At 60.6% G+C, this 25,832-nt stretch carries 28 protein-coding genes; 6 read left to right on the forward strand and 22 right to left on the reverse strand.

Going from position 1 to position 25,832, the window contains the following annotated elements:
- Positions 1–13 precede the first annotated feature (13 nt).
- The 5 genes from KI612_RS08595 to KI612_RS08615 form a co-directional block, all read right to left on the reverse strand.
- Entirely contained in the window at positions 14–3,331 is a 3,318-nt protein-coding gene (locus KI612_RS08595) for a tape measure protein (protein ID WP_226443467.1), read from the reverse strand.
- 111 nt (positions 3,332–3,442) lie between these two features.
- Complete coding sequence (locus tag KI612_RS08600; RefSeq protein ID WP_226443469.1) at positions 3,443–3,769, reverse strand: hypothetical protein; 327 nt, start codon at positions 3,767–3,769, stop codon at positions 3,443–3,445.
- A 127-nt stretch (positions 3,770–3,896) separates the two neighbouring features.
- A complete protein-coding gene (locus KI612_RS08605; RefSeq protein ID WP_226443471.1) occupies positions 3,897–4,313 on the reverse strand; it encodes a head decoration protein in 417 nt (138 codons plus the stop codon).
- A complete protein-coding gene (locus KI612_RS08610) occupies positions 4,313–4,852 on the reverse strand; it encodes a hypothetical protein (RefSeq protein ID WP_226443473.1) in 540 nt (179 codons plus the stop codon). Before KI612_RS08610 ends, KI612_RS08605 begins: the two co-directional genes overlap by 1 nt.
- Before the next feature lie 9 nt (positions 4,853–4,861).
- Complete coding sequence (locus KI612_RS08615; protein ID WP_226443475.1) at positions 4,862–5,506, reverse strand: hypothetical protein; 645 nt, start codon at positions 5,504–5,506, stop codon at positions 4,862–4,864.
- A gap of 138 nt (positions 5,507–5,644) precedes the next feature.
- On the opposite strand from KI612_RS08615, the gene KI612_RS08620 reads away from it, so the two are divergent.
- Positions 5,645–5,914 carry a hypothetical protein gene (locus tag KI612_RS08620; protein ID WP_226443477.1) on the forward strand — a complete coding sequence of 90 codons (270 nt, stop codon included), beginning with the start codon at positions 5,645–5,647 and terminating at the stop codon, positions 5,912–5,914.
- Between the two features lie 146 nt (positions 5,915–6,060).
- On the opposite strand, the gene KI612_RS08625 is transcribed toward KI612_RS08620, so the two are convergent.
- The 8 genes from KI612_RS08625 to KI612_RS08660 are packed head-to-tail and all read right to left on the reverse strand — an operon-like array spanning position 6,061 to position 11,102.
- Positions 6,061–6,345 (reverse strand): hypothetical protein, encoded by a 285-nt coding sequence (locus KI612_RS08625; protein WP_226443478.1) that lies wholly within the window; start codon positions 6,343–6,345, stop codon positions 6,061–6,063.
- Complete coding sequence (locus KI612_RS08630) at positions 6,345–6,536, reverse strand: hypothetical protein (RefSeq protein ID WP_226443481.1); 192 nt, start codon at positions 6,534–6,536, stop codon at positions 6,345–6,347. Before KI612_RS08630 ends, KI612_RS08625 begins: the two co-directional genes overlap by 1 nt.
- Positions 6,533–6,883: a hypothetical protein gene (locus KI612_RS08635; protein WP_226443483.1), complete on the reverse strand. Its 351-nt coding sequence runs from the start codon at positions 6,881–6,883 to the stop codon at positions 6,533–6,535. Before KI612_RS08635 ends, KI612_RS08630 begins: the two co-directional genes overlap by 4 nt.
- Positions 6,880–7,293 (reverse strand): regulatory protein GemA, encoded by a 414-nt coding sequence (locus KI612_RS08640; RefSeq protein WP_226443485.1) that lies wholly within the window; start codon positions 7,291–7,293, stop codon positions 6,880–6,882. Before KI612_RS08640 ends, KI612_RS08635 begins: the two co-directional genes overlap by 4 nt.
- A 7-nt stretch (positions 7,294–7,300) precedes the next feature.
- Complete coding sequence (locus KI612_RS08645; protein ID WP_226443486.1) at positions 7,301–8,335, reverse strand: hypothetical protein; 1,035 nt, start codon at positions 8,333–8,335, stop codon at positions 7,301–7,303.
- Positions 8,336–8,358: 23 nt separating this feature from the next.
- Positions 8,359–10,686, reverse strand: coding sequence for a hypothetical protein (locus tag KI612_RS08650; RefSeq protein ID WP_226443488.1), 2,328 nt, complete (start codon positions 10,684–10,686; stop codon positions 8,359–8,361).
- Entirely contained in the window at positions 10,676–10,840 is a 165-nt protein-coding gene (locus tag KI612_RS08655) for a hypothetical protein (RefSeq protein ID WP_226443490.1), read from the reverse strand. Before KI612_RS08655 ends, KI612_RS08650 begins: the two co-directional genes overlap by 11 nt.
- A gap of 40 nt (positions 10,841–10,880) precedes the next feature.
- On the reverse strand, positions 10,881–11,102 hold the full coding sequence (locus KI612_RS08660) for a helix-turn-helix domain-containing protein (protein ID WP_226443492.1): 222 nt from the start codon (positions 11,100–11,102) through the stop codon (positions 10,881–10,883).
- 72 nt (positions 11,103–11,174) lie between these two features.
- Between KI612_RS08660 and KI612_RS08665 the strand changes: the two genes are divergently transcribed.
- The 5 genes from KI612_RS08665 to KI612_RS08685 all read left to right on the forward strand — a co-directional run bounded on the left by KI612_RS08665 (position 11,175) and on the right by KI612_RS08685 (position 18,120).
- A complete protein-coding gene (locus tag KI612_RS08665) occupies positions 11,175–11,813 on the forward strand; it encodes a helix-turn-helix domain-containing protein (protein ID WP_226443494.1) in 639 nt (212 codons plus the stop codon).
- Positions 11,814–12,287: 474 nt separating this feature from the next.
- Positions 12,288–12,893 (forward strand): transcriptional repressor LexA, encoded by a 606-nt coding sequence (lexA, locus tag KI612_RS08670; protein WP_226443496.1) that lies wholly within the window; start codon positions 12,288–12,290, stop codon positions 12,891–12,893.
- The gene (gene imuA, locus KI612_RS08675) at positions 12,890–13,597 is read left to right on the forward strand and encodes a translesion DNA synthesis-associated protein ImuA (protein WP_226443498.1); all 708 of its coding nucleotides are present in this window, start codon (positions 12,890–12,892) and stop codon (positions 13,595–13,597) included. The genes lexA and imuA overlap by 4 nt, the downstream gene beginning before the upstream one ends.
- On the forward strand, positions 13,530–14,969 hold the full coding sequence (locus KI612_RS08680) for a Y-family DNA polymerase (RefSeq protein ID WP_226443500.1): 1,440 nt from the start codon (positions 13,530–13,532) through the stop codon (positions 14,967–14,969). Before imuA ends, KI612_RS08680 begins: the two co-directional genes overlap by 68 nt.
- Positions 14,953–18,120: an error-prone DNA polymerase gene (locus KI612_RS08685; protein ID WP_226443502.1), complete on the forward strand. Its 3,168-nt coding sequence runs from the start codon at positions 14,953–14,955 to the stop codon at positions 18,118–18,120. The genes KI612_RS08680 and KI612_RS08685 overlap by 17 nt, the downstream gene beginning before the upstream one ends.
- A gap of 8 nt (positions 18,121–18,128) precedes the next feature.
- Here KI612_RS08685 and KI612_RS08690 read toward each other — a convergent pair whose 3' ends face one another.
- From KI612_RS08690 to KI612_RS08730, 9 genes are all read right to left on the reverse strand, one after another.
- Positions 18,129–18,911: a ZIP family metal transporter gene (locus tag KI612_RS08690; protein ID WP_226443504.1), complete on the reverse strand. Its 783-nt coding sequence runs from the start codon at positions 18,909–18,911 to the stop codon at positions 18,129–18,131.
- The gene (locus KI612_RS08695; protein WP_226443506.1) at positions 18,908–19,489 is read right to left on the reverse strand and encodes a DUF3299 domain-containing protein; all 582 of its coding nucleotides are present in this window, start codon (positions 19,487–19,489) and stop codon (positions 18,908–18,910) included. Before KI612_RS08695 ends, KI612_RS08690 begins: the two co-directional genes overlap by 4 nt.
- An 11-nt stretch (positions 19,490–19,500) precedes the next feature.
- Positions 19,501–20,775, reverse strand: a complete 1,275-nt coding sequence (locus KI612_RS08700) for an ABC transporter permease (protein WP_226443508.1) — start codon at positions 20,773–20,775, stop codon at positions 19,501–19,503.
- Complete coding sequence (locus KI612_RS08705; protein ID WP_226443510.1) at positions 20,772–21,440, reverse strand: ABC transporter ATP-binding protein; 669 nt, start codon at positions 21,438–21,440, stop codon at positions 20,772–20,774. Before KI612_RS08705 ends, KI612_RS08700 begins: the two co-directional genes overlap by 4 nt.
- 1 nt (position 21,441) lies before the next feature.
- A complete protein-coding gene (locus tag KI612_RS08710; protein WP_226443512.1) occupies positions 21,442–21,942 on the reverse strand; it encodes a DUF2796 domain-containing protein in 501 nt (166 codons plus the stop codon).
- A 65-nt stretch (positions 21,943–22,007) separates the two neighbouring features.
- Complete coding sequence (locus tag KI612_RS08715) at positions 22,008–22,517, reverse strand: TlpA family protein disulfide reductase (RefSeq protein ID WP_226443514.1); 510 nt, start codon at positions 22,515–22,517, stop codon at positions 22,008–22,010.
- A gap of 11 nt (positions 22,518–22,528) precedes the next feature.
- Positions 22,529–24,664: a TonB-dependent receptor plug domain-containing protein gene (locus tag KI612_RS08720; RefSeq protein ID WP_226443516.1), complete on the reverse strand. Its 2,136-nt coding sequence runs from the start codon at positions 24,662–24,664 to the stop codon at positions 22,529–22,531.
- 100 nt (positions 24,665–24,764) lie between these two features.
- A complete protein-coding gene (locus tag KI612_RS08725; RefSeq protein ID WP_226443518.1) occupies positions 24,765–25,034 on the reverse strand; it encodes a hypothetical protein in 270 nt (89 codons plus the stop codon).
- A gap of 54 nt (positions 25,035–25,088) precedes the next feature.
- Complete coding sequence (locus tag KI612_RS08730; protein ID WP_226443520.1) at positions 25,089–25,829, reverse strand: DUF4198 domain-containing protein; 741 nt, start codon at positions 25,827–25,829, stop codon at positions 25,089–25,091.
- Positions 25,830–25,832: the final 3 nt, after the last annotated feature.

A 25,832-nucleotide genomic window follows, 5' to 3' on the forward strand; every position in this document is an offset into this window, starting at 1 on the left:
CTCAAATCGGTTGCTAACGCGAACCTCTTGCAAGCGCCAGCCGATGAAATACTTGCTTGATTTCCCGCGCCACATCCGGAGTTGCTGAGGCTTTATGTTTTCCGCCAAAGCTTCCAAAGTCGAGAACAAGCGGGGTTTGCGCATTCTGGCCAGCACCAGAACTTGTTGGGGTAAGCCTTGGAATGGTGATCCGTGACGCTGCACTACCTAGCTTCCCGCCCATTGCGAAACGCGGCATTTGGCCTGCGTTAATCAGTCGCATGTTTGCTTCCCCCCACATCCGTACTGTCGGCCGCTGGATAACCCATTCTCCAGGGGTTCCCCAGTACAGCATGTTATCTGCCCGATCATGCGGAGCAGTTCCGGGGAGCGGGCCGCCATAGGCTCGCGCCGGGATGGCATTTTCCGCGCCGCTCTTCGCTTGGATTTCTGAGGGAATGTTCCCCGCTGTGTTCACTGTGATTGTCACCGTTTTGTCAGATAGGGCGGCAATCTTGGCCTCAACTGCATTGAGATTATTGATTGCATCGGTGATTTCGGCATTGATCTTCAGGGTCGACATCTCCCCTTTCATCTCGGTCAGCTTTCCTTGAGCCTGATTGAGTTGATCCATCAGACTGGCAGCCTGTTGCTCGGCCTCCATTGCCTTGTAATCCTCCGCCTTGGCCTGTGTTTTTTTCAAACCTGCCTGGGCGGCACCGGTTTCCTCAACCAGGTTGGCATCACCGCTTTTTTCAGAAAACTGCATTGCCCTATCGAGGAATCTTTCTGCCTCTTTCGCGTATTTCTCGAAGTCTTTACTACGGCCATCCAATTGGGCTGCCGCGGCGGCGCTGGCATAAAAGCTTCCATCACGGAGGGCACTCTGGGCTCTTGCCGCATCGTTTTGCTGGCGAACTTCTTCCGGCAATCCTTGCTCCCGCATGGATTGCGCTTTGTCCTGAGCGGATTGCTGAACCTGCTGTGCTTGATCGCGTAATCCCGTCGCCTTGTTTTTGGCTCCCTCGGCCTCTTTCTGGGATTCCTCGCGAGCCTTCCCGATCGCTTCGACCAGCTTTTCATAACCCTTGATCTGAGCAGACAGGGCCTCTGACCGCGTTTGTGTGACCTCGCCGGCCAGGGTTTTTTCGCGATCCGCTTCCAACTTTGTGATTTGGCCGGTCAGCTTAAATTGCTCGCGCCGCAAGCGCTCCCCGGCAACAACTGTATCTAGGTACTCGTTATAGGCAGTCGCCTGCTGGCTATAAAACTCGATGGCATCATCAAATTTACCAAGTCCTTTTGGCAATCCTTTGTCATTATTTTGCGTTAAGTTAACTACTTTGGCAGCCGCGTAATCACGTGCTCCCTTGATCGCCTTTTCATAGGCATCAAATGCCGAATCGCCAAATTCTTTAATTCCGGCGGCGTCGCGCATGGCAGTGCTGGCATGCTCGCTGTTCGTGTTTATCAGCTTCTGAATCTGGGCTTCCAAGGCCTCCGCCTGTCTTCGCGCTTCGCTTGCAGCAGCCCCCCATTCGATCAGTTTTTCTACCCCGGTCAGAACCAAGCCGCCGACCGTGAGGTTTTTCAACACGCGAATGGCCCCCGTCAGTAAGCCGAAGCCGGCAGCAGCGGCTGATGCACTTGCTCCCGCTCCTGCGATACCCGCCGATGCCCCACCAAAAATTGCCAAAGCGCGGCCACCAAGAACAACCGCCGCGACTGCTGTTGCCAATGTCCCCAGCGTATCGGCAAAGCGGGTAGCGACAATACTGGCGTCGGCCAAAAACTCAACGACCGCGCCGAAGGTTGCGGCAAACTGGCTAGCTAGTTTGTCCAGTTCCCCGGAGTCGGCCATATTGCCAATATGATCAAGTACGCGCTCCAACTGCTCGGCGACCTTGTCCAAAAGGCCAGAATTGGCAATGCGCAACTTGAACTCGGTAAATGCGTTTTCCAGGCGTTGAAGCTGAGCTCGGGCCGAAGCTTCGGCGGCGGGCAGCGACCCACTTACAGATGCCTGTAATGCCGCAGCGAATTTCGGCAGGAAATCAGCAGACATGACTTGCCCTGCTTCCAGCATTTTCTGCAGATCGGCCGTCGTAACACCCATGGCCTTCGATGCAATTTGAAAAGCCCCTGGCAAGCGTTCGCCGAGCTGGCCCTTGAGCTCTTCGGCTGAAACCGTACCTTTGGACATCATTTGGGAAATAGCTAAAAGAGCGCCAGCTTGCTCGTCTGCCGTTAATCCCATGACAGCCCCGGCAGAGGCGACTGCCTGAAAAATATCCCGGGTCGCCGCACCTTCCAGAACGGTACCTTTTGCTGATGCCTGCAGTTTTGCGTAGGCTTTACTTGTGCCGATCAACTCCAGGCCAAGCTGATTTGACAGCTTGCTGGCAAAATCCATCTCTTCGGCGCCTTTGCGAATATCTCCGCCATTCGCAAAGACGAATTGTGTTTTCAGACTATCAAATTGAATTCCTGTACTGACCGAAGCTTTCAATAGCTGAATAGCTTCGTGCACAGACAGCGCAGCCACAGCCATTGCGGCCATATGGCTTGTGGTTCCAGCTAAGTTTCCAGAAGCGCCAGCGGCAGCGTTACCGGTTGTGTTCAACTCGGCATTAAGCGCCGCTACTTTTTCCTTGGCCGCCTGAGCTGCCCTCGCAATATCTTGGGCTGCTGCACCATTGATTCGCAATGTCGCCAATGCCCGATTGACGTCGGCGATTTCTTGGCGAATCGTATTTGAACCGCGCAAACTCAGTGCGCCGAGTGACGTTCCAACCGCCATGTTCTTCGCTGCCACTGCAGCGGCAGTAGCGCGGGAAGAGGCTTTGAGCGCATCATCACGCGCCGCTACCGCCCTCGCTTGATCAGCCAGCGCCGCTGCCTTCGCTGCTGCAATCTCCTGAGCCAGATCGCTCATTCTGACCTGGTGAGCAGCTCGCTGGGCAGCGGATGTTGCTGCAGCAGCAGCGATGGCTGTCTGCTGCCCGGAGCGCGTTGCGGCGAAAATAGCATCTGCATTTGCTTGCGCCAAGCCGCGCTGCTGTTGCAACGCTGCCGTCTTGGCTACAACGGCTTCCTTGGCTGCAACAACGGCAGCCCTGGCTTTTTCGAACTCGGCAACCATCGCCCGAGTTGGCGCTCCATTTGCGCTTAACGCACGACCGAGGGCCTGTGCTTCAGCCTGCGCTTCTGTCAACTTCTTGCTGGCTTCGCCAACGCTGGTTTTTATATCGGCGTACGTCGCAAGAATATCGCGCCGCGAAACCGCAAGCCCGGCCTTTAACTTTGCCGGGTCGGCTGTGATTTCAAACGATAGGGATAGCTTATTGTTCATCGCGGTGTGCCGCGTTCAATTCAGTAATTGAAGACTGGAAAACGCTCCAGGGGTAATGCCAGGCACTGGAGTGCCCCGACCGTATGAGTGTCGCGACATTCTGCTCAAGTATCAGGATACGTTCGTCAATGGAGCCAAGTTCTCTTGCCATCGAGTCAAAAGCTTGGTCTGAAGGCCGAAAAAATCGGGGTTCAACTCCTTTACTTCGGTAATGGCTTCTTGGAGCTCTCGCGGTGTCATCGCGCCAGCATCCTCAGGGGTGATGGTGGTAAACCAGTACAGATCCGGGATGAAGAAGCCTTCGATCAGTAGGACGTCAACCACATCACCTTGCCGCTCGCCGCCGAGCTCTTTCAGCCAGTTTCGGATTTCTTCAACCGTTGCTTCCTTGATTTCGAATTCCTTGCCTGCAATTTCTTTCTTGCGCACGATGCCCATGATCATTCTCCGGGGGGTGAGTGGTTTGGTTAAGGGGTGTTGGCATGGGTGGGGCTCACGGTATTTAGTGCTATGCCAACCCTCGCACTAATACGCTGGCCCTCATTCGCTAAGGAGGCGAATAGGGTTACAAGACCGACACGACATCGATGCCGTGGGCTTCGAGTTGGGCAATGGCCGCCGTTTTCTGGTCGGTCGTGATGTCACCCGGCCAGACCAGCCCGGCGCTATTCACGCCAGCGCCGCGCTTGATGACAACCGCCTTGCAGGTGGCGGCCGAAATGGGTAGGTCTTCGGCGAGGATGGCGGCGGCGTTTTGAGAGCCGTCGTTATTCGTCAGATCGAGCGGCACATAAACGCCGGTGGCAGTGATCTTGCCGAGCACGGTGCCAATTTCCACCGACACCCGAATCTCCACTTCGTCGCCGACGATGACTTCGACGTCGGTGCCACCAAAGCCAGCGACAGTGACTGCCTGGCTAGACCACTTCGGCAGCACCTCGTACAGCAGCACATCACTGAGAGAATTGTTTTGGGAATACATCAAGTAACCCCCTTGAATATGGGATCCAGCCGCAAAGACTCAGTGTCAATGGTTGGATTAAGTGGCTTGTTCACGATTTTCTCAATCGTTTTTCCTGCCATTCTGTGTTTGATGCCAAGTTCAAATACAGCCTCGGTCGAACTAAGCCCACCCAATGTGACCATGACATCAAACTCATTTCTGACTGTGTCTTGGACGTATGCGTGCAGGGCAATTGTCAGATTCGGCACACTGAGTAAGGTGCCGCGATATTCTTTGACGATTGCGTGTGCGGCTTCCTCGCCGATAATTTCGACCAGTTTTTGATACGCCTTTTCCCCCGCCTCTTTGGCCCCTCCCTGTACGGCGGGAACTCTGAATACCTGGCCGCCCCAAGCCGTCACAAGCAACGATGCGGCATCCAGCCCAATCAGGCGAATCAAATCACGTGCTGATTTCGGGAAAACCACGTATCGGCTCAGTAGGTTCAGCAGTTCCGGTGTGATTTTGTGGCCGCGTAGTGCTTTGATGTCCGGTATATGTTCGGGAATGGTTTGCATGACCTCCCCTTAGTTCTTTTCCCGGAGGCCAGGGATCACGCACCCGATCTCTGCAAGAATTTCGCTCTTGATCTGCTGTTGATCGTCGCTCAGGATTTCTGCGCCTACATCGACAAGGCTGTTTTCCACGCCAAACATAAATTCGATGGCATGCCTATCCTTGTAGAGGATTTCATCTTCTGCTTCGTTGGCAACGACATAGATGCATTTCAAAAGCTCAACAAACTCAGTATCTTTTTTGAGCTTTTCGAGAAGGCGTTGCCTGATGCACCGAAAAACAAGGTTCTGCAAATGCCTTTTGTCATGGTCAGCTTCCAGGTATCCGCCATCCCAACGGGAGGATGACTGCGATTTTTTTTCCTGCAGATTGACGATGACGGCCTTGATCGACTCCAGCTCTGCCTTGATTGACAGGGCCTTGTTTTTCAACGAGCTCATTTCTTCGGTCGTCTCGGCTTTCCCGCAGGCAGAATCCACTGCGGCGAGATTTGCTCCCAACTCGACCTTCTTTTTTTCTGCCTTACCAAGCTCTTCGGCAAGTTTTTTCGCCCGCAAACGGCGAGCAGCACATTCCTTGACGCCAGCGTTGAAGTTGGCGACAGCAACACTCAGTTCATTGTCGATTTCGATACCGAGTTTTATGGCGTTTCCCATGTCACATTCCCTAAAATATTGCTGTAGGACAAATCCGTTTTGATGGGGTCAGTATCCGTCATGGAGGAATGGGGATTCACGGGTATGGGCATGGGTACCTGCCGCAGTTGGATTCGCCAACGATGAAAGGTGTATTCGATGGATGAAGCTATCCCCATGCGGGTCTGTACTGGTCGTGAGCGCTGGTCGGACACCTGCGGTTGGTGCAACCACCATCACCAGGGAAAGAGAACCTGCTCAGCCTTTCCGGAAGGCATTCCTGATGCAATCTGGTATGCCGAGGAAGGGCACCGGTCGCCTGTGGATGGCGACCACGGCATTCAGTTCGAGGGAAAGGTGAACATAGAAATCGTCACGGCCGAGCGTTACGACATTCCGGAGTTCCTACGCAAGCAAGCCGTAGCCTGAACAATGAATACACCCCTCGGGCATGCCACAGGACAGCGTTAAAGGGGCGTTAATTTCAATTTTCGTTATCTTGGTGGATGCTGCCTTCCACCAAGAAAGAAAAAACCGCCAGAGAGCGATTCTGGCGGTTTGGGTATAGACGGCTATTAGGTTGTGGCAGATCGCTCTACGTCGTCAAAGTAGTTAGCCAGTTTTCGAGACAACCAGGCAGCGGTATCCAATAGCTCGACACATATATCGCCTGCCAAGCGTTTGTCGCCTAGCTCGTCCCCGGTCATCACAACATTCGCGGCAAGAGTGATTGCTGTCACGCGAGCAGCAACCTGGGCCGGGGTGGCATTGAAATATTCGTATCCTTCATCCGATGGAAAGACTGCTATCTTATTCATTTTGGATGATGTTCCTTTCTTTGGCGTTTGATCTTCGGTCATTAGAGGGAAGTGCGGGGATTTTTTGCCTTGGTTTTCTCTGATTGGCCGTGCTCTGTGGCCTGACCAGCCATCAGCACTAGAAAAGGCAGGTTGCGATGGGTGGGCGCGGCGCGAAAGTCGTCACAAGCCTGCGCGACAAGGTCACTCACCCCCAATTTGTGCGCAATCTGTATAGGGTGGGTCGTGTTCATGCTTCCCCCTGGTCAAGGCTGCGCAGATCATTCGATAGACGGAAAGAAGCCTCATTGATATTCCGGATCGAGGACTTCATGGCTTCGCCAAAGAACCGGAAGACAGCAGAAGCGTTGCTTCTCCGGGTGAAGTTCATTTGTTCGTCGGCGCTAGACATGTCTGGTTGCAGCATGACGCCGATGCCTTCTATGGCATCAATTCCAAGTTCAATAAACGATGCTGCGGCCTCGATATCGTTGAAGGCGCCATGGTCATGGAGTGGGATGGGATTCATCTTCGGTTTCCTTCCTTTGGGTGGTGTTTGGTCGGTGCTGATCAGGGTTAGGCAGGGGGCGAGGTTGTTCATTTGGTAGGCTTTTGCTTGAAGTGCTTCAAAGCAAAGATCACCTTCGGCGCCGTTTCGGTGTCCAGAAAGCGAAGATGCGAAACCTTGAATTTGTGCTGTAGCCAGCGCCGCAGGCCTTCCTGGTCTTCTGCTCCCTTGTAGTCCTGCCAGAGGCGCTGGATATACGAGCGCTGGGCATAGGTGGCGTGGCCACCAGCGCGAAGTGGTGCTTTTCGTTGTTCCTGGGCAGCGGTGGATTCGAATCCCAATTTGCCGAATTCGACCATCACGGCTGCAAAACCATTGGCGTCGAGGTCTTTGGCTGATTCGACTCCCGCAGCCCGTTTCAGCAGGGCGCGGTAATCGTCTTCGTGCATATCCAGAGTCTTCTTTGCGAGATGGATCAGGGCCAGTTTCTTTCTATCGATCATGGCAACCTCACTTGAAAAAAACGCTATTGAGTTGGGCTGCAGACCGCAAAACGGTGATGTCGACCGGAATGCCTTTCTTGATGGCCTGTTGTTCTGCATCCTCAAATGCCTTAGCCAGGAAACGCATGCCGCCACTGGGGCCGCTGCGGGAAACCATCTTCCCGGCTTCCTCTAGAATCTTCGGGCAGGTGTAGCCGAGCGCCTTGGCGTAATCCTCTCCATCGGCAGCCATGTTTTTCTCAATCGACCGGGTGCGGGCTCGGCTCAGGAATGCCCCAAGTTCGACCTGGTGCTTTTTCACGAAGCCGTTCGAGGTGGTATTCGAAACCATCAGCATGGAAGCCTGCGAACCGTCGAAGACATCTCGCAGCGTGGCCCAGGTGCCCCGCTCGAAAGCATAGTTTGCCTCGTCGATAATGAGCAGGTCACCGGCACGCAGTGCGTTTCTGACGCGTTGCCCAATGGAGCGCCCACGGGTTACGAATTTTTCATTGATTCGTATGGCGTCAGAGATGCGCTGATAGATTTGTCCGGTCGTGCGATCCTCATCCGTCAAGGCCAGATAAGCAGCGCCCGGAGCTTCATGGGTCATCGGGTGCATCCGCGCAAAGCGTTCCAGTGTTTTGGTTTTGGAAATCCCATAGCCGCCGATCAAATGAAATAGGCGTTTTGTTTCCAGCGCATCCATGGCCAGCCCGGAGATAAACAGGCCTGTCTGAATTTCTGTGTATTCCCGCGCTTTTTCCTTCCGCTCGGCGGCGTATTCATCTAGCCAGCTCATAAGGGAAAACAGATCTTTAGCTTCTCTGAGTCGATTCCGTAAGAGCCCCCCTGAGTCTTCGGTAACGCCCAAAGTGGCGCGTTTCTTTTCATCCAGAAGAGCGTGGATTTTGTCCTCTGAAATCCGGCATTGCCGCTCGATAAACCCGATATTCACCCCGCCGGCCAGCAACGATTCCAGGCGTCCCAAAATGGCTACAGCGTCAGGAACCCAGTCCTCAGGCATCTCTGCACGCAATTCGGCTTTTGTCGCAGGTTTCATTTAAAATATCCTCTCGATTTTTGCTACTTATGGCCCGTCAGGCGGCAACCTGACGGGTCTGTTTTTTCAGCAGTACCCAAGGCGTTGGCGTCCTTGGCTTTCTGTATCAGGCGCTGGCGCTCTTCGGCCTCCCAGTCATCCACTGGTGAGGTTTCTGGTTCGCTTGGCCGGTCGTACATGCCGCGCACCGTGCCGGTTTCATGCTCGAACCACTGCCCAGGCAAGAGCCTGACCTGTTCGACCTTGGGCGGCTCGCCGGCCTGCTCAACGGCTTCCCGAATCCCCTTGAATTCTTCTGGCAGCGAAATTTTTGGGCCGAATGGCACGACCGGGGCAGGGGGGCTGAGTTGGGCAAATTTCCCCATCTCGGTAACGGTGTCGACCTTTCGGCTACCTTGCTTCATATCGCGGATTCCCTTGTTCATCAGGGAAACGCGTCGGCCTGACTCAATGGCGCCGGATTTATCGACAATGCCGAACTCGCGGTTTCGGTAGGCAACCAGCGGATCAGTCAGCTTGCCGGTGGCATCTCGCGGGCAAATCAGAATCTGGTCGGTATCCCATTTCGCGTAATAGACCAGGACTTGGTTTCCCATCACGTAGGGCGAAGCCATTTCGTCATGCCAGTAAGTAACGCCAGCGATCTCGACGCCGGTATTCACGACCTTGTAGGGTTTGCGTTCTGACAAGGCCATCAGCAGCACCCCATAGTCGACGTCGACCGCCTGCCAGCCGGCCTTGATATGCCGGTCAAACTTCTGATTCGGGCTGCTGCCATCACCTTGCCGGCGGGCATGGTAGTAGTCCATTGCCTTCCCGAATGCGTCCTGGAATTGCTCCCAGCTTCCATTGAAAGCGCGGGGCGCTTGGCCTACCTTGTGGGTTTTCTTCTTCATCCGGTCGCCGCCGATCCAGCCGGGAATGAAAGAAAACGCGGTGCGTTCCAGCACGCCAAAAACACCTTCTTTTGCCGCTTTGCCTTGCGGGTTGTGAGGTGTAGCCCGAACGACTGCGCGCGGGTCTTCGTCGCTGCCTGAGTCCTCCTTGTCGGCTTGCTCGATGCGTTGCTCAAGGTCTGCCGAGTTCATGCAATAAGCCCGGAAGTCATCAACCATCAGTGCCAGGCGCTCGAATCCTTCCATCATTTCCTTCCAGACGTACTCGCTGCCGTTGTCCAGGTAGAGAATCGACGGAAGGCCCCATTCACGGACCATCTGCACGAAGGAATAGGCAATATGGGCCTGTGTGACGCTGCGCCCCTTCTCGAACAGAAACAGGGTGTAGAAAACCCGGTTCGTCGCCAGATCAAGCCAGCTCACCATGCGGGCGGTTGCCTCGCTGCCGTCTTCGCGCTTGTTCAAGATGTCGACCGGGTGCACGTCGCCCATGACAATTTCCATAGGCAGCAATCCGGCGCGGCCGCGCATGACTCGGGGTTTGAAACGGTCGGCAAACTTGCCGGCATCCATCGTTTTGGCGGCGGCCTTGCGCAAATCCTTGAACTTGCGCACCTGGGCAATGCCGACATCGCAGTTTTCCAGGTTGGCGCCGGCCCAGCCTTTGGCCCGCGACAGTTCAATCAAGCGCACATTCGCCAGGTTCCTGATTTGCGGCATCGTCCCGTGGCTGCTGAGAAACAGGTTTTTGATGTGCTGGCGCAGGTCTGTCCAGATTTCCCGCAGTTCCTTCTCTTCAAAGGGGGCGGTTTTGTCGAACTCGCGGCTGACAATCACGCGGTCACCTGTTTCGTTTCTGGGGCCACGAATCAACGCATTCAGGCCGCCTTTTTCGTATTTGGCGATCAGGCCTGAAATCCCCTTTGCGTTGTATGTCCACTGCAAGCCGTTCGGGAAGGTGATCGGCATGGAAGCAACGATCTTGCGAACCATTTCCGCGCGGCCTGGCGTCCATTTGGGTTGCATCAAGGCCGGCTTGATCAATGTTTCCAGGAATTCTGCCTTTGCAATCGCAGCAAGCCGGCTGGGCTTCGACTCGGCGACGAGGACGGATGTCGGAATGTGCTTGTGGGCCTTGGGAATCTCGGGTTTCTGAAACAGTTCCGGGTGCTGGTCATGCCATTTCCCCGATAGGTCGGCGGGCAGGGAGGGAACGAATACCTGATAGGCCTTGCCGCGATTGCCGCCGACGCTGTCGACTACGCGGACAACAAGGGAAGTTTTGCGCCAGGTGCCGCCGGTGTAACAGCGTTTTAAGGCCGCCCGTGCGTTCTGGCCCGCGATACCTGCCAGTTCTGACAGGTCGTTTGCATCAATCCAAAAAAGTGGGTCTTCAATGCCTTCTGCGTTCGGATCAGGCAAGGCCAGAGGCATGGTTTTGTCATCACGCGACATGGCAAACCTCCCAGGAGGTGCCGGAGAACTTGCCAGCTAGGCGCCGGGCAGCGGTGGCTGCATCGGTTTCGGAGTCATAGCGGGCGGCGCGTTCCTGTTTCCATGTGGCCACCATCCCTGTAGCAGTCAGGCGAGCAGCGTAAATCCCTGCCATAGCTCTCCCTGCGGCGGCAGTGCAGCGTACCAGATAGCATTTATTCATCGTCGCCGTCCTCGACGATTTCTCCATCTTTGATTCCCAGGAGGACGGCAACTTTGTGGCTTTCGCCGATGCGGCCGGTTAAACGTCCGGTAAGAACTCCTCGAACTGTGGCGTAGCAACGGCCATTTTTTTGCGCCCAGCCACGAATGCTGATGCCTTTCCGGGCGAAATCGGCAAGGACTTCTTCCCGTGTCTTTAGTTGCTTTTGTTTCATATGGACTCCTGTTGCGGATACAATTGATGCCAACATTTGTTAGCAACACCATTTTGATAACGAAAACAATCTATGTCAACAAACGTTAGCACTAATTTTTTGATAAGCAATCGCCTTAGAGAGGAGCGCGAACGCCTTTGCCTCAGCCAGGCTTTGTTTTCGGGAAAGGTTGGAGTGAGCCGGATGTCACAGGTTAACTACGAATCTGGAAAGCGTTCCCCTGATGCTGCATACCTTCTGGCTGCTTTTGAGGCCGGGGTTGACGTTACCTATGTGATTACTGGCAAGCGAACCCAAACGCCAGATTTTTTCAGAATGGCCACCGTTTTCGTCTTGGAGAGCATCGAGAAAAAAACCGGTTTTGCTCACGATATTTTGGGGTTCGTTATCGAGGCTATATCCGATGTAACGACAAGCGAATGGTTAATGGACAAGGCAGAGCTTGAGTCAAGACCAGATGTCCCATGGGATATGACCCAATGGATTGATTTGTCAGTATTGAACCAATTGGTAGCGGCGCTATTTGAAAACGCTAGGCTGCTCCGAGATGTGTTTGGAGCTGTCAATTTTGTGCTTGGGAATGACGGACCTTACAAGCTATCTCCCCAGAAGAGATTGGCTACGATTTTGATGCTCTATAAAACATTCCGTGCAACAGGTGAAACAGATCCAGACATGGTTCTGGAGGCGATTGAGCTTGCGGCCAGTTAACGTCTAAGTTCGTAACGCCCGCGTTGTGATTTGCGCGATATTTGGCACAACCCCCAGGATGCGCAATATCCTCCGTAGGGTTCTCAATGGGTTCCCAATACCCCGAAAAACAGCAAAAAACAGGGTGCGCAATACCTGATCAATTACTAAGCTGCGTAATTTTTAAGCGCCCACCGTGTTCACGCCCGCCCCCGGTCTACTGTTCATTCCAAACCACGAAACACCCGTAAACGCTTGAAACACGGCTATTTCTTTCCATTCTCGTACTGGATTTGTGCATTTTCCACGGGGCCGCTTTTTTTGGGCGCCGCCCGGAAACCCACGCCCCGCAAGGCTCTTTTCCTTCTTTAATTCGTGCGGGCTTTCCCAGAATAAACAATTCCCCCCCACCACCAGCGATCTTAGCAGTTCTCCGCTTGCCAAAAAACAAATGCTGTATAAAAATACAGTCATTGGTTTTTAGTGGAGCAGGCCATGAAACTCACGCCGCGTCAGCAGGAAATTCTCGATTTCATCCGTAACACCCTGGAAGTGCTCGGTGCGCCGCCGACCCGCATGGAAATCGCGCATGCTTTCGGCTTCGCTTCGCCCAATGCCGCCGAGGATCACCTCAAGGCGCTTGCCAAGAAAGGCGCCATCGTCCTCGAAGCCGGCTCGGCGCGCGGCATTCGCCTGATCGAACAGCTCGGCCTGCCGCTGATCGGCAGCGTTGCCGCCGGTTCGCCCATTCTCGCCGTCGAAAACGTACAGGGGCGCTACGCGCTTGATGCCCAGTTGTTCAGCCCACGCGCCGACTATCTGCTCAAGGTGCGCGGTTTGTCGATGATCGATGCCGGCATCTTCGACGGCGATCTGCTCGCCGTGCACAAGACCAACCAGGCGCGTGACGGCCAGATCGTTGTCGCCCGCCTCGACGAGGAAGTCACCGTCAAGCGCCTGCAGCGGCGCAGCGGCTTTATCGAGCTGATTGCCGAAAATCCGGATTTCGAACCCATCATCGTCAATCCCGCCGAAATCGATTTTGCCATCGAAGGCATTGCCGTCGGCCTGATACGCGGGGCGGTCAGCAGCTTCTCATGAGCGCCGTGCCGTTGCCCCTGGCGGAAGTGCTGGCCAGAGGTGACATCTGGCGCGGCGACGCGCTGCCCGGCCTGCCGGAAAACGCCATTGCCAGCGGCCATGCCGAACTTGATGCCGAATTGCCGGGCGGCGGCTGGCCGCGCGGAAATCTCAGCGAAATCCTCGTCGACCGCTGCGGCCAGGGTGAAATGGGCCTGCTGCTGCCGGCGCTGGCCAGCTTGTCGCAGGCCGGCGGCTGGCTGGCCCTGATCGATCCGCCCTGGCAGCCGCATGCACCGGCCTGGGCCGCCGCCGGCGTGGTGCCGGAACGTTTGCTGGTGATCCGCGCCGGGCGCGATGCGGCCTGGTGCTGTGAGCAATTGCTGGCGAGCGGCGGTTTCGCCGGCGTGCTGGCCTGGCCGGCTGTGAGTATCGATGCGCGTGCCTTGCGTCGTTTGCAGGTTGCAGTCGAAGGTCGGCCGACCCTGGCCTGCCTGTGGCGGCCGACCGCGGTGGCCGGCCTGCCGTCGCCGGCACCCCTGCGCCTGGTGCTGGCGGGTGAGGCGAGCGGCCTGACCGTACATATTCTCAAGCGGCGCGGCCGACCGGCGGCGCGGCCACTCCATCTGTCCATTCCCCGTCCCGGGAGATCGTCGCGTGCTCTGGCTGGCCCTTCACTTTCCGCTGTTGCCGCTCGAAGCACTGCCCTTGCGGCAGTCGCCTAGCGCGCTGGTCAATCGCGGGCGGGTGTGCTGCGTCGACCGGGCAGCGGCCGAGGCCGGCGTCGGGTCGGGACAGAAATTATCGACGGCGCTCGGCCTGGCGCCCGCTCTGGCCGTGTTCGAACGCGACGCAGGGCGCGAAGCGGCGGCACTTGCCAGCCTGGCCTGCTGGGCCGGGCGTTTCACGCCGACCGTCAGTCTGGCTGCCCCGGATGCGCTGCTGCTCGAAATCGGCGCTTGCCTGCGTTTGTTCGGCGGCGCTGAAGCCATTGTTGCCGCCGTCGAAGCGGGTTGCCGCGAGCAGTCCTACACGCTGACCTGGGCCGCGGCGCCGACGCCGCTCGGCGCGCTGTGGTTGGCGCGGGCCGGGCGGGCGGCGGTTTATCCCGAGGCGAATGCCATGCAGGCGGCTCTGGCCAGTTTGCCGTGTGTCGTACCGGGCTGGCTGGCGGATGTCGTCGAGCGGCTCGAGGCCTTCGGGTTGCGCTGCCTCGGCGACCTGCGCCGGCAGCCGGCGGCCGGTCTGCGCCGGCGCATCGGCAACGCGCCGCTCGACGACCTGCTGCGCGCCTGGGGCGAAATCCCGCATCCGCAGCTGGCCTTCGTCTTTCCGGAAAGCTTTCGCCTGAGCATCGAACTGCCGGCCCGTGTCGAGCATGCCGAAGCCCTGGCTTTTGCCGGCCAGCGCCTGTTCTCGGCGCTGGCCGGCTGGCTGCAGGTACGCCAGTTGCTGGTCCGGGCCTGTGTCCTGCAACTGACCCACGACGATCGTTCGACGAGTGAGCTGCCGCTGCGCTTCGCCGAGCCGGCCGCTGACGAGGCGCGCTTTGCCCGGCTGTTGCGCGAGCATCTCGGCCGCCTGCAATTGCGCGCGCCGGTCGAGGCGCTCTGCCTGCGGGCCGAGGAAGTCACGGCCCGGCCGGGCGCCAGCGCCGGTTTGTTCGAACAGGCGGTGGCTGGCGAAGGCCTGGCCCTGTGCCTGGAACGCCTGCAGGCCCGGCTCGGTGCCGGTGCTGTGCGGGTGCTCGCCGGGCAGGCCGATCATCGGCCGGAGTGCGCGACGGGCTGGCGCGAGCCGGCTCTGGATTTGCCGCTTTCTGCGGCGTCGACCGTTGGGCAGGCGCCGCCGCGGCCGCTCTGGCTGTTGCCGGCGCCGCAGGCGCTGCGCGAGGAGCGCGGCCGGCCGTTCTGGCAAGGCCCGCTCAGCCTGCAATCGCGCGCCGAACGTCTGGAAAGCGGCTGGTGGGACGAGGGCGAGGCCGGCGCGGCAGGCGATCTGCGCCGCGACTATTTCGTCGCCCGCAACCCGCACGGGCAATGGGCCTGGGTGTTCCGTGACAGGGAAGGCTGGTTCCTGCATGGCCTCTTCGCCTGACACCGGGCCGGCCGGCTACGCCGAGCTGCATTGCCTGTCCAATTTCAGCTTTCTGCGCGGCGCTTCGCACCCGGAAGAACTGGTCGAGCGGGCGCAGGCCCAGGGCTATGCGGCGCTGGCGCTGACCGACGAGTGCTCGCTGGCCGGTGTCGTGCGGGCGCACAAGGCGGCGCAGGCGGCCGGGCTGAAATTCATCGTCGGCAGCGAAATGCGCATCGCGTCGGACGCGGCGTCGCCCGTAGCGGTCGACGGCCTGAAACTGGTCTTTTTGGCCTGCAACCGGCACGGCTACGGCAATTTGTCGGCGCTCATCACGCTCGCCCGGCGGCGCGCCGACAAGGGCAGCTATCGCCTGCAGCGCAAGGATCTGGAAGCCATTTCGCCGAGCGGTGCGCTGCCCGATTGCCTGGTTCTGTGGGTGCCCGGCGCGGCGCCATCCGTCGAGGACGGGCGCTGGCTGGCGGCGCGTTTTCCCGGTCGGGCCTGGATCGCCGTCGAACTGCACGCCGGGCCGGACGACGAAGCGCGCCTCGACCTGCTGGTCGCGCTCGGTGCAGCCTGCGGCCTGCCGCTGGTCGCGGCCGGCGACGTGCATATGCATGTCCGCGCCCGGCGGCCGGTGCAGGATGTGCTGACGGCGCTGCGCCTGAAAACCTCGGTTTTCGCGGCCGGGCACGCGCTGTTCCCGAACGGCGAGCGCCATCTGCGTTCACGCCTGCGTCTGAGCCGACTGTATCCGCCACAGATGCTGGCCGCGACGCTGGAGATTGCGGCGCGTTGCGACTTTTCGCTCGACGAGTTGCGCTACGAATACCCCGAGGAAATCGTCCCGGCCGGCGAAACGCCGGCGTCGTGGCTGCGCGCCGAAACCGAGCGCGGTTTGCAGGGGCGTTATCCGGACGGCGTGCCGGGCAGTGTGCGCGAGCGCGTCGAGCACGAACTGGCATTGATCGCCGAGATGGCCTACGAGGCCTATTTCCTGACCGTGTACGACATCGTCTGCTTTGCGCGCAGCCAGGACATTCTCTGCCAGGGGCGCGGCTCGGCGGCCAATTCGGCGGTGTGCTATGCGCTCGGCGTGACCGAGGTCGATCCGGCGCGCTCGGCCTTGCTCTTCGAGCGTTTCGTCTCGAAGGAGCGCGGCGAGCCGCCGGACATCGACGTCGATTTCGAGCACGAGCGGCGCGAGGAGGTGATCCAGTACATCTACACGAAATACGGGCGCGAGCGCGCGGCGCTGGCCGCCGCCGTGATCACCTACCGGACCAAGGGCGCGCTGCGTGACGCCGGCCGGGCGCTCGGTTTCGACATCGCCCGCATCAACGCGCTGACCGCCTCGCTGGCCTGGTGGGACAAGCGCGAGCAATTGCCCGAGCGCTTCGCCGAACTGGGCCTGGACCCGGACTCGCCGCGCGTCGAGAAGTGGCTGGCGATTGCCGAGGCGCTGCGCGGCTTTCCGCGCCACCTGACGCAGCATGTCGGCGGTTTCGTGATTTCGCGCGGGCCGCTGGCCCGCCTGGTGCCGGTGGAAAACGCCGCGATGGCCGAACGCAGCGTGATCCAGTGGGACAAGGACGATCTCGACGCGATGGGCCTGATGAAGGTCGATATCCTGGCGCTCGGCATGCTCTCGGCGATCCGCCGGATGCTGCAGACGGTCTCGCTCCACAGCGGTCGACCGCTCAAAATGCAGGATATTCCGGCCGAGGATGCGGCGACCTACGCCATGCTGTGCAAGGCCGACAGCATGGGCGTCTTCCAGGTCGAGTCGCGGGCCCAGATGGCCATGTTGCCACGCCTGAAGCCGCGCGCTTTCTACGATCTCGTCGTCGAGGTGGCGCTGGTCCGGCCCGGGCCGATCCAGGGCGACATGGTGCATCCCTACCTGAAGCGGCGGCAGGGCAGGGAAGCCATCGAAAAAATCTCGCCGGCGGTAGACGCCGTGCTGGCGCGGACTTTCGGCGTGCCCATCTTCCAGGAACAGGTCATGCAGCTGGCCGTCGTCGCCGCCAATTTCACGCCCGGCGAGGCCGACCAGTTGCGCCGGGCGATGGCCGCCTGGAAGCGCAAGGGCGGGCTCGAGCCTTTCGAGCAGAAACTGCGTGCCGGCATGGCCGCCAACGGCCTGCCGGAGGCCTTTGCCGAGCGCATCATCGCGCAGATCCGCGGCTTCGGCGAATACGGCTTCCCCGAGTCGCACGCCGCCAGTTTCGCGCTGCTTGTCTATGCCTCGGCCTGGCTGAAACGTCACCATCCGGCGGCCTTTTTGTGCGGCCTGCTCAACAGCCAGCCGATGGGGTTCTATTCACCATCGATGCTGATCCAGGATGCGCGCCGGCATGGCGTCCAGGTGCTGCCGCCGGATGTCATGGCCAGCGACCGGGACAGCCGGATCGACGAAAACGGCGCGGTGCGCCTTGGCTTGCGCGAGATTGGCGGTTTGGCGCAGGCGGTCGGCGAGCGGATTGCCGCGGCGCGGGAAAATGCCGGTTTTTCAGCGGTCGACCGCCAGAAAAAGCCATTTTCCGACGTTGCCGATCTGGCGGCCCGCGCCGGGCTGCAGCGCCGCGATCTCGACCTGCTCGCTGCCGCCGATGCGCTCGCTTCGCTGGCCGGGCATCGCCGTCAGGCGGCCTGGGCGGCAAGTGTCGAAAAGGCGCCGCCGGCTGTGCAGGGTGACCTGTTTTCCGGTCAGGTGCTGGCCGAAGCGGTGCCGGATCTGCCGACGCCGGGCGAGGGCGAAAACCTGGTCGCCGATTACCGCAGCCTGGGTTTGAGCCTGCGCCAGCATCCCTTGACGCTGTTGCGCCAGGCGCTGGCCGAGCGGCGTTTCGTCACGGCCGCTGACCTGAAACAGGCCGGCCAGCGCGCCGCAATCCGCGTCGCCGGTATCGTCGTCGGCCGGCAGCGGCCGGGCACGGCGACCGGCATTGTCTTTGTCACGCTGGAGGATGAAACCGGGTTGACCAATGTCGTCGTCCAGCCGCAGCTGGTCGAGCGACAGCGGCGCGAATTGCTCGGCGCGACCCTGCTCGGCGTCTATGGCGTGCTGCAGAAGGAAGGCGAAGTCATTCATCTGCTCGCCAAACGCCTGGTCGATCTGTCGCCTTGGCTGGGGCGGCTGGAAACGCACAGCCGCGATTTCCACTAGCGCGGTTGTCAGTGCAGCCAGTGCGCCACGCCCGGCACGATGGCGATGCCGGCCGCAATCCAGCTGGCCTGCGCGGCGAAATGACGGTTGGCCTGGCGGTGCAGCAGGGGTAGCAGGTCGGCGACGGCGATGTAGATGAAACTGGCGGCGGCCAGGGTCAGGACATAGGGCTGGATGCCCATCGCGTCATGCATGAAGTAGTAGCCGAGCAATCCGCCGAGCAGTGACGTCAGGCTCGATGCCGCATTGGCGAGCAGGGCCAGTCGCTTCGACCAGCCAGCGTTGAGCAGCAGGACGAAGTCGCCGAGTTCCTGCGGGATTTCGTGGGCGACGATGGCCAGGGTGGTGGTGACGCCGAGCGCAGGGTCGGCGAGAAAGGCGGCGGCGATCAGGATGCCGTCGACGAAATTGTGGAAGGCATCGCCGATCAGGATCAGGGTGGCCGCGTTGCGCGCGGCGGCGGGGGGCTGATGGCCACACCCCTCCGGATGGGCATGCCGCCACAGGGCCAGGCGTTCTAGTACGAAGAACAGCAGCAGGCCGGCGAGCAGCGTCGCAAACAGTGATGCGGCGGCCGCTTCGCCAGATTCGCCCGGTTGCCCCTCGATAAAGGCGGCAAGGGCTTCGGGCAGGATGTCGAGACAGGCCGAAGCAAGCATGACGCCGGCCGCGAAGGCGACCAGTTGGTGCGTCCAGCGCTCGTCCAGGCGAAAGACAAGCAGTGCCGCCAGCAGCACGCTGAGCAGACCGCCGGCCAGGCTGGCGGTGATGATGGCGAATAGATCGTTCATGGTTCTCTCCCGAATAGATAACGCTCGAGGCTATCGCCCTGCAGGCGATAGCCGTAGATGCCGATGCTGCTGTCGCCGCGCACGACTTTCAATGTGCCGTTGATCCAGAAGGCGTCCATGCTCCTGATGTCGGCAACCGGTTGGGCGAGGATGACGTGGATGGTCTGGTTGGCCGGCGGTGGCGGGGTGTGGATGCAGGCGCCGAAATAAGGTACGAGCAGCAGTTCGGAGACCAGCTTGCCCTTGCGTTCGAGCGGGATGACAAAGCCGGCCAGGCGTATCCTTTTGCCGTCCAGGGCCGTGTTGACCGGTGCGGCATCCCAGGCGGTGCGCATTTTTTCGAGCGCCTCCCGGGCGCGTGGATCGCTGTCCTTGAGGCGCGCCAGGTTGAGGCCCTTGAAGGCGGCCATCGGGTTCCAGTCTTTCGGTGTCAGTTCTTCCCACTCGATTTCGCGATAGCTGGCCGGACTGGCCTTGGCGGCCGGTTTCAGGCGTTCGCCGACACGGTAGTCGGCGCTCCAGGTGAACTGGGCGGCGCCGAGCAGGCTCAGGCCGGCCAGCAAGGCAGCGAGACGCATGGCATTTCCCTTCATAAGCGCGGGGTCAGGCCGTCGGCCAGGGCCAGGCGGCTGGCCCGCCAGGCCGGCAAGAGGCCGGCGAGCAGGCAGGTGGCGACGATGGCGGCGAGCAGGCCGAGTTCTTCCCGGCCTGGACTCAGCGAGTGCAGCACGATGCCGGCGTTCGCGGCCAGCCAGGGGCCGGCCGCAAAGCTGGCGGCGGTGAGCAGGAGCAGACCGCCGCCGGCGCCGAGCAGGCCGAGGAAGAGGCTTTCAAGCAGAAGCAACGCGGCGATCTGCGGCAGGCCGGCGCCGAGCGCGCGCAGGATGGCCAGTTCGCGCCGCCGCTCGCCCAGCCCGGCCAGCATGACGGCAAGCAGGCCGGCCAGACCGAGCCCCAGTATCAACCAGGAAAGACCGCGCAGCAGGTGCTCGGCGAAAGCCAGGCTTTGCCACAACTGGTCGAGGACGACGCCGGGCAAGGCAGCCTGCAAAGGCTCGTCCTTGAAACCGGCGATCCTGCGCTGCACGCCGAAAACCGCGGTGCGCTGGTGCAGGCCGACCAGGAAGGCGGTGATTTCGCGTGGCGTCAGGTCGAACTTGTCGACCAGCGCGGGGGGTATCTCGACGCCGGGCAGCGGCATGCCGCCCTGCCAGTCGAGGTGGATGGCCTCGATGGCGGCAAGGCCGACGTGTACGGTGCGGTCGACCGGCGTGCCGGTCGGCGCCAGGATGCCGACCACGGTAAACGGCTTGTCGGCATGTTCGAGGCCGGGCAAGGGGCCGCTGCCATGGCTGAGGACGATGCGCTGGCCGAGGCGGTAGCCCAGCTGCTGCGCGACTTCGGCGCCGAGCACGGCGCTGAACAAATCGTCGCGCCCGTCAGTGAAAGGCCGGCCGCCGGCAATGACCAGCGGTGTTTTCAGGCCGTAGTGGAAATACCTGAAATAGTCGCTGCTGGTGCCGAGCACCGGGTAGCCGCGGTGCGAATCGCCGAGCGAAAGCGGGATGGTCCAGGCGACGGCCGGGTCGGCGGCGATTTTCCGGTAACTTTCCCAGGCGATGTTGTTGCTCGCGTCGCCCAGCCGGAACACGGCGTAAAGCACCAGTTGCAGCGGGCTGCCGCGCGCGCCGACGATGAGGTCGGTGCCGGACACCGATTGCGCGAAGCTTTCCTGCGCGTCGTGGCGCAGGCGTTCGACGGCGAGCAGCAGGCAACTCGCCAGGATGACGGCAAGCAGGGTCAAACCGAGCGTTGCGCGCCGGTTCCAGGCGCTGGCCCAGGCCAGGGGAAGCAGGAATTTCATGCGGCAAGCTCCCGGCAGGCGTCGAAATGCGCGCTCAGGCGCAAGTCGTGGCTGACAAAGACGACGGCGCTGCCGTTGGCGCGCGCTTCGGTCAGCAGCAGATCGACGAAAGCGGCCTGGCGGGCAGCGTCGAGCGCCGAGGTCGGTTCGTCGGCGATGAGGATTTCCGGCCGTCCGATCAGGGCGCGGGCAGCGGCGACGCGCTGTTGCTGCCCGACCGACAGGCGATGCGCGGCTTGCCCGAAGAGTTCGGGCGCGATGTCGAGGCGGTGCAGCAAGTCGCGGGCGGCCGCTTCCGGCTGGCCGGCACGCGCTGCCCGGTGGGCGGAAAAACGGCAGGGCAGGAGGACGTTGGCGAGCACCGGGAGATAGGGAATCAGGTTGAACTGCTGGAAGATGAAACCGATGTGATCGGCGCGAAAGGCGTCGCGGCGGTGCGCCGGGAGATCGGAAAAATCTTCGCCGAGCAATTCGATCCGCCCGGCCTGCGGTGCCAGGACGCCGCCGATCAGGTTGAGCAGCGTGCTCTTGCCGCTGCCGCTCGGGCCGTGCAAAAACAGGCTTTTTTGCGCGTCGACCGTAAGGTCCTTGAGACGCAGGCAAAACCCGTCGGCGCCCGGCCAGCGGAACTCGAGATCGCGCACGCGCAGCGGCGGCCGGCTCATCTCACCAGGCAAAGCGCGTTACCTCCGGGGTCAGGCGGCCCGCCTGCTGCCCGGCCGGGCCGGCGAAATCGACGCCGATCCGCTTGAGGTGCGGGAAGGCGGCGAACAGCCGGGTCTCGATGCCGCGCAGCGCCGGCAAGTGGCGGCATTGCCAGCGGAAGTCGGCTTCCAGGTCGAGGTGGCCGTCGGCCGTCGCCTTGCCGTCGAGCACGGGCGAGGCGAGCTGGACATCGGCCGCGGCGCAGCCCGCCGCCGCATCCAGCACGAACAGGCGTCCGGCCTGGCGCAGCGTTGCCGCCATCGCCTTCACCGCCTGCTGCTCGGCCGGCGTGCGCGGCGCGTGTTCGAAGCCGAGCAGGTTGGCGAGCGGCGAGTCGAGATGGATGGCCAGCGTATTGCCATCGACGACGATTTCCAGCTTTGCCTCGCCATGGACGTGCGCCGGGGCGGCGAAGACGGGCAGACTGATGAACAGGGCGAGCAGTAAGAACCTCGGGTGCATGGAAAGACTCCTTTCGGGAAGGTGGCCGGCCCTGTTGTCGGGTTGGCCAGTCGGCTGACATTCGTTCATTTTTGTCCCGTTTCGTCGGTGCATTGGGAAATAGCCGCTTCCAGCCAGGCTGCATCGATTTCGCCCGAATGCGCGGCGCAAGGACGGCGCAGCCTGTCGAGCAAGACCGTGTGCGGCAAGACACCATGCGGGTTGCCGAAGCGGGCGAGCAGGCCGCGCGGCTCGTTCGGTCCATGCAGGGAGAGCAGCGGCGGGCTCAGGGCCTGACTCACCGAAGCGGGGACGGCGAGGGTCTCGGCCGGCCGCTGCAGCGCCACGGCCACGACGCGAAGCGTGCCCATCCGGGCGCTTGTGGCGAGCAGGGGCAATTCCCGTACACAGGGCGGACAGTCGGCGCGCCAGAAATTGACCGCAGTCAGGCGCGGCGGCAGTTTCGACAAGATCACGAACTCCCTGCCGTCGGTCAACTCGAAATCGAGCGGGGTTTTTGCCGTTTCCCGGGCGTTGACCGCCAGGCAGCCGAGCAGCCCTGCCAGCAAGGCAAGGCTGATCCTGAGCGGAAACATGGGGCGTTTTTTCACAGGCTGAACTTGACGCCGCCGTAGATGAAGCGGCCGCGGTTCGGCCCCCAGATGTGGGTCACGTCCAGCGCACCGTTCGCATCGATCCACAGCATGCTTTCCTTGTCCGACTGTTTGAAGTCGAAGACATTGTCGATGCCGAGATAGGCCGACCATTGCCTGTCGATGCGGTATTCGCCGCGCAGGTCGACCACCCAGAAAGACGGGCTCTTGTCCATCTTCTTCGTGCCGTCCAGGTTGTAGCGCGGGTTGTTGGCATAATCGTAGAACCTGGCGAGATCCATCGGCCCGGTCCAGGTACCGCGCAGCATGCCGGTCCATGGCCCGCTTTCGTAATCGAGGCGCAGGTAGGCACGGGTTTCCGGGCGCGCGAAAGCGAGCGTGCCGGCTTCCGAGAAATCGTAATTGAAACGCTCGGCGGCCAGTGTTCCCGTCAATTGCGGCGTCAATTTATACGTGAAAGTGATATCGCCGCCGGTGACGGTGACCGGTGTTTGCGCCGAGGTGAATAGCGTGACGGCTCTTTCCGTGCCGGAACCGGTACAGGCCCCGACTACGCCGCCGTCTTCGCATTGGCCCGAGTCGAGCAAGGCCATGTTCTTGATCTTGTTGTAATTCAGCGAACTCGCCACGGCCAGCCGGTCGCCGGCATAGGAAAGCGTGTAGGACGCGTTGTCGGAGATTTCCGCCTTGTCGACCCGGCGGACGATGCGCGTGGTGTCGAGAATGCCGTGATCCTGCTCAAAGAACGAGGTCGGGGCGCGGAAGCCGCGCCCGATCGCGAAACGGCTGTTCAACTCGGGCGTATGGTTCACCAGGACATTGAGGCGCGGGCTGCTGATGCCGCCGAAAACGTTGTGGTCGTCGTAGCGTAGCGAACCATTGACTTCGACATTGCCGTCAAAGAAAGCATGATAGGCCTGCAAAAAGACACCCGGTGTACGGTACTTGTAGTTGTCGATGCCATTGTTGGGAGCGCCGCTGGCGTCGGTGCCGGTACTGCCGAGATCTTCGTAGCGGTAGTTCAGGCCGGCGGTGACCAGCGTCTGGCCGATCGGCTGCTGCGTGCTGGCTTCGACGTAATACTGGGTTTGCTCGGCCTTGTAGCTTGCCTTCTCATAGAAGGAGTCCTGCTTGTGTTTGGCGTAGCCGAAGGCGAAATGCAGGCTGCCCTGACCCAGTTGCCGGGTCGCGCTGCTGACGAACTGCTGGCGGTCGGTGAAAATGATTTCCGACATGCCGGCCCGCCCGTCGCTGTAAGGAACGATCAATCCGGTGGCCGGATTGATCCAGCCGGCACTGCTCGGCGAGCCGTTCCTGCCTTTGCTCCAGTCGAACGGATTGCCGCTGCCATCGGCCTTGACACCGCTGTAGTCGGTCCCCATCGCACCGCCCATGCGTTTTTCGTCGACGACATCGAAACGCCCCTTGAGCTTGAAGCCGCCGACATCATCGAAAAAGAAGCCAATGCCGCCGAGATTGCGCTTGTAGCCGGTGTATTCCGAGACCTTGTTGTCGTCGCCATCGACGGTGTCATGCTGGTTGTGGCTGAAATTGGCGGTGATGGCACCACCGGAAAACAGTTTAGCTCCGAACAGGTCGGTGCTCCATTGGCCGTAGGCGCCGAATTGCTGGTTGGCCATGAACTCGTCCTTGCCCGGCCGGCGAGTGACGATATTGACCGAGCCGGCCAGCGCCTCCGGTGCGACAAGGCTGGTACCGGCGCCGCGCGAGATATCGATGCGCTCGATGCCGCCGAGGCTGACGCTGTCCAGCCCATAGGCGGTCGAGACCGAGGAAAAAATGGGGATGCCGTCGATGAGCAGCGTGGTGTAGCGCCCGGGCAAGTTGTTGAGGACCACGTTGCGGACGTTGCAGATCGAACATTCGGTCTGGACGGCAATGCCCGGACGCTTGTCGAGTACCTCGGTCAGCATCGTGGCGCCGGTCTTCTCGATGTCGCGGGCGGAAAAGCTTTCGGTGGCGATCAGTTCATCTCGTAGTACTGGTTTGCTGCCGATACCGCGGACATTGCTGACGGTGACTTCGGCCAGTTCCTTGTCGGCAGCCTGGGCATTCGACCAGACAAGGAAAAGCGCAGCGGCAATCGGTGTTAAGGGGTGACGCAACATGGGATGTCCTTCAGGAGAAAGTCGCTGGCTTGCACGAGTTTCTGTGCTGGCTGACGGATTGAGTCGGGAGGTGCTCGAAGTGTTTCATGCTGGATGATGTCTATCGAATTGCAGGGGCAGGCTCCGGCCGTGCTGTTTGATCAGCCCGTTCCGATAGGTCACCTGACCGGAGACGATGGTCGGTGAAATGCACCTGGTCATCGATCATGCCGGGCAGCAGCCATCGTCCGGTGGCATCGATTTCCTCGTCGGCGCTGGCGGCGATGCCTGGCGCGATCTTGTCGATGCGGCCATGACGGACCAGCAGATCGCCCTCGAACATTCGGCCTTCATTGACCAGGCGGGCGTTGCGGATGAGCAGGGTGTTCATGCGAGTCTCGGCGGGCGTTTGGCGATCTGGGCTGGTTGCTTGGGCATAAGCGCTTCAGTCGGCCTTCGGCATAAGCAGGAATGAAAAGCTGGCTGCGTACTGGATGAGATCGGCATCCTCGCCGACAGCAGGGGTTTCGTGTTTGACGTAAATGACGTTCAGACCGTGATTGGCCACCTTGAGTCTCACCTTTCCATGGCGGTCGGTGGACACGGTCAGGCCGTCCGGATCGTTGGCAAAGTCCGGGGTGACCTTGGCCCCGGCGAGCGGCTTGCCGTTGAACAGGACGCGAAGCGTGATGGTGTCGCCCTTCTGCTGTGGCAGGGGCGGCTGAACAGGCAGGATTTGCAGCGGGTGACTCGGCAAGGCATGCAGCGGCGCGCTCAAATCGCGAATCTGATGAATCGCAAGCTTGATGTAGCGACCGCTCTTTCTGGCGTTGGCGACCTCGCTCCTGCTCTTGGCCAACCACTTGCCGTCGCTGTCCTGGGTGTAATAGCCGTTGTCGAGGACGCCCGCCACAACGGCAGGATTCGCCGTGCGGTCGACCAGCAGCAGGTGGTCGGTCTTGATGAGTTGGCTAGGCACCGGCTGACCGGCGGCATCGTAGCCGGTGAGGGGCCGAATCCGGTCGAACTTGGCAACGATGGGATCGTCTTTGCCGCCGTCGCCGTAAATCATCGCCAGTTCGCCGGCACGCTGGGCGAACCAGATGCCGTGGGCGCTGGCGCTCGGGCTGAAGACAAGCGCGCCAAGCAGGGAAAGAAGGGTGAAAAGATGGGCTTTGGTTTTCATCAG

Origin of the sequence: Quatrionicoccus australiensis, assembly GCF_020510525.1 — a bacterium.
In the GTDB taxonomy this organism is placed as follows: Bacteria; Pseudomonadota; Gammaproteobacteria; order Burkholderiales; family Rhodocyclaceae; genus Azonexus; species Azonexus australiensis_B.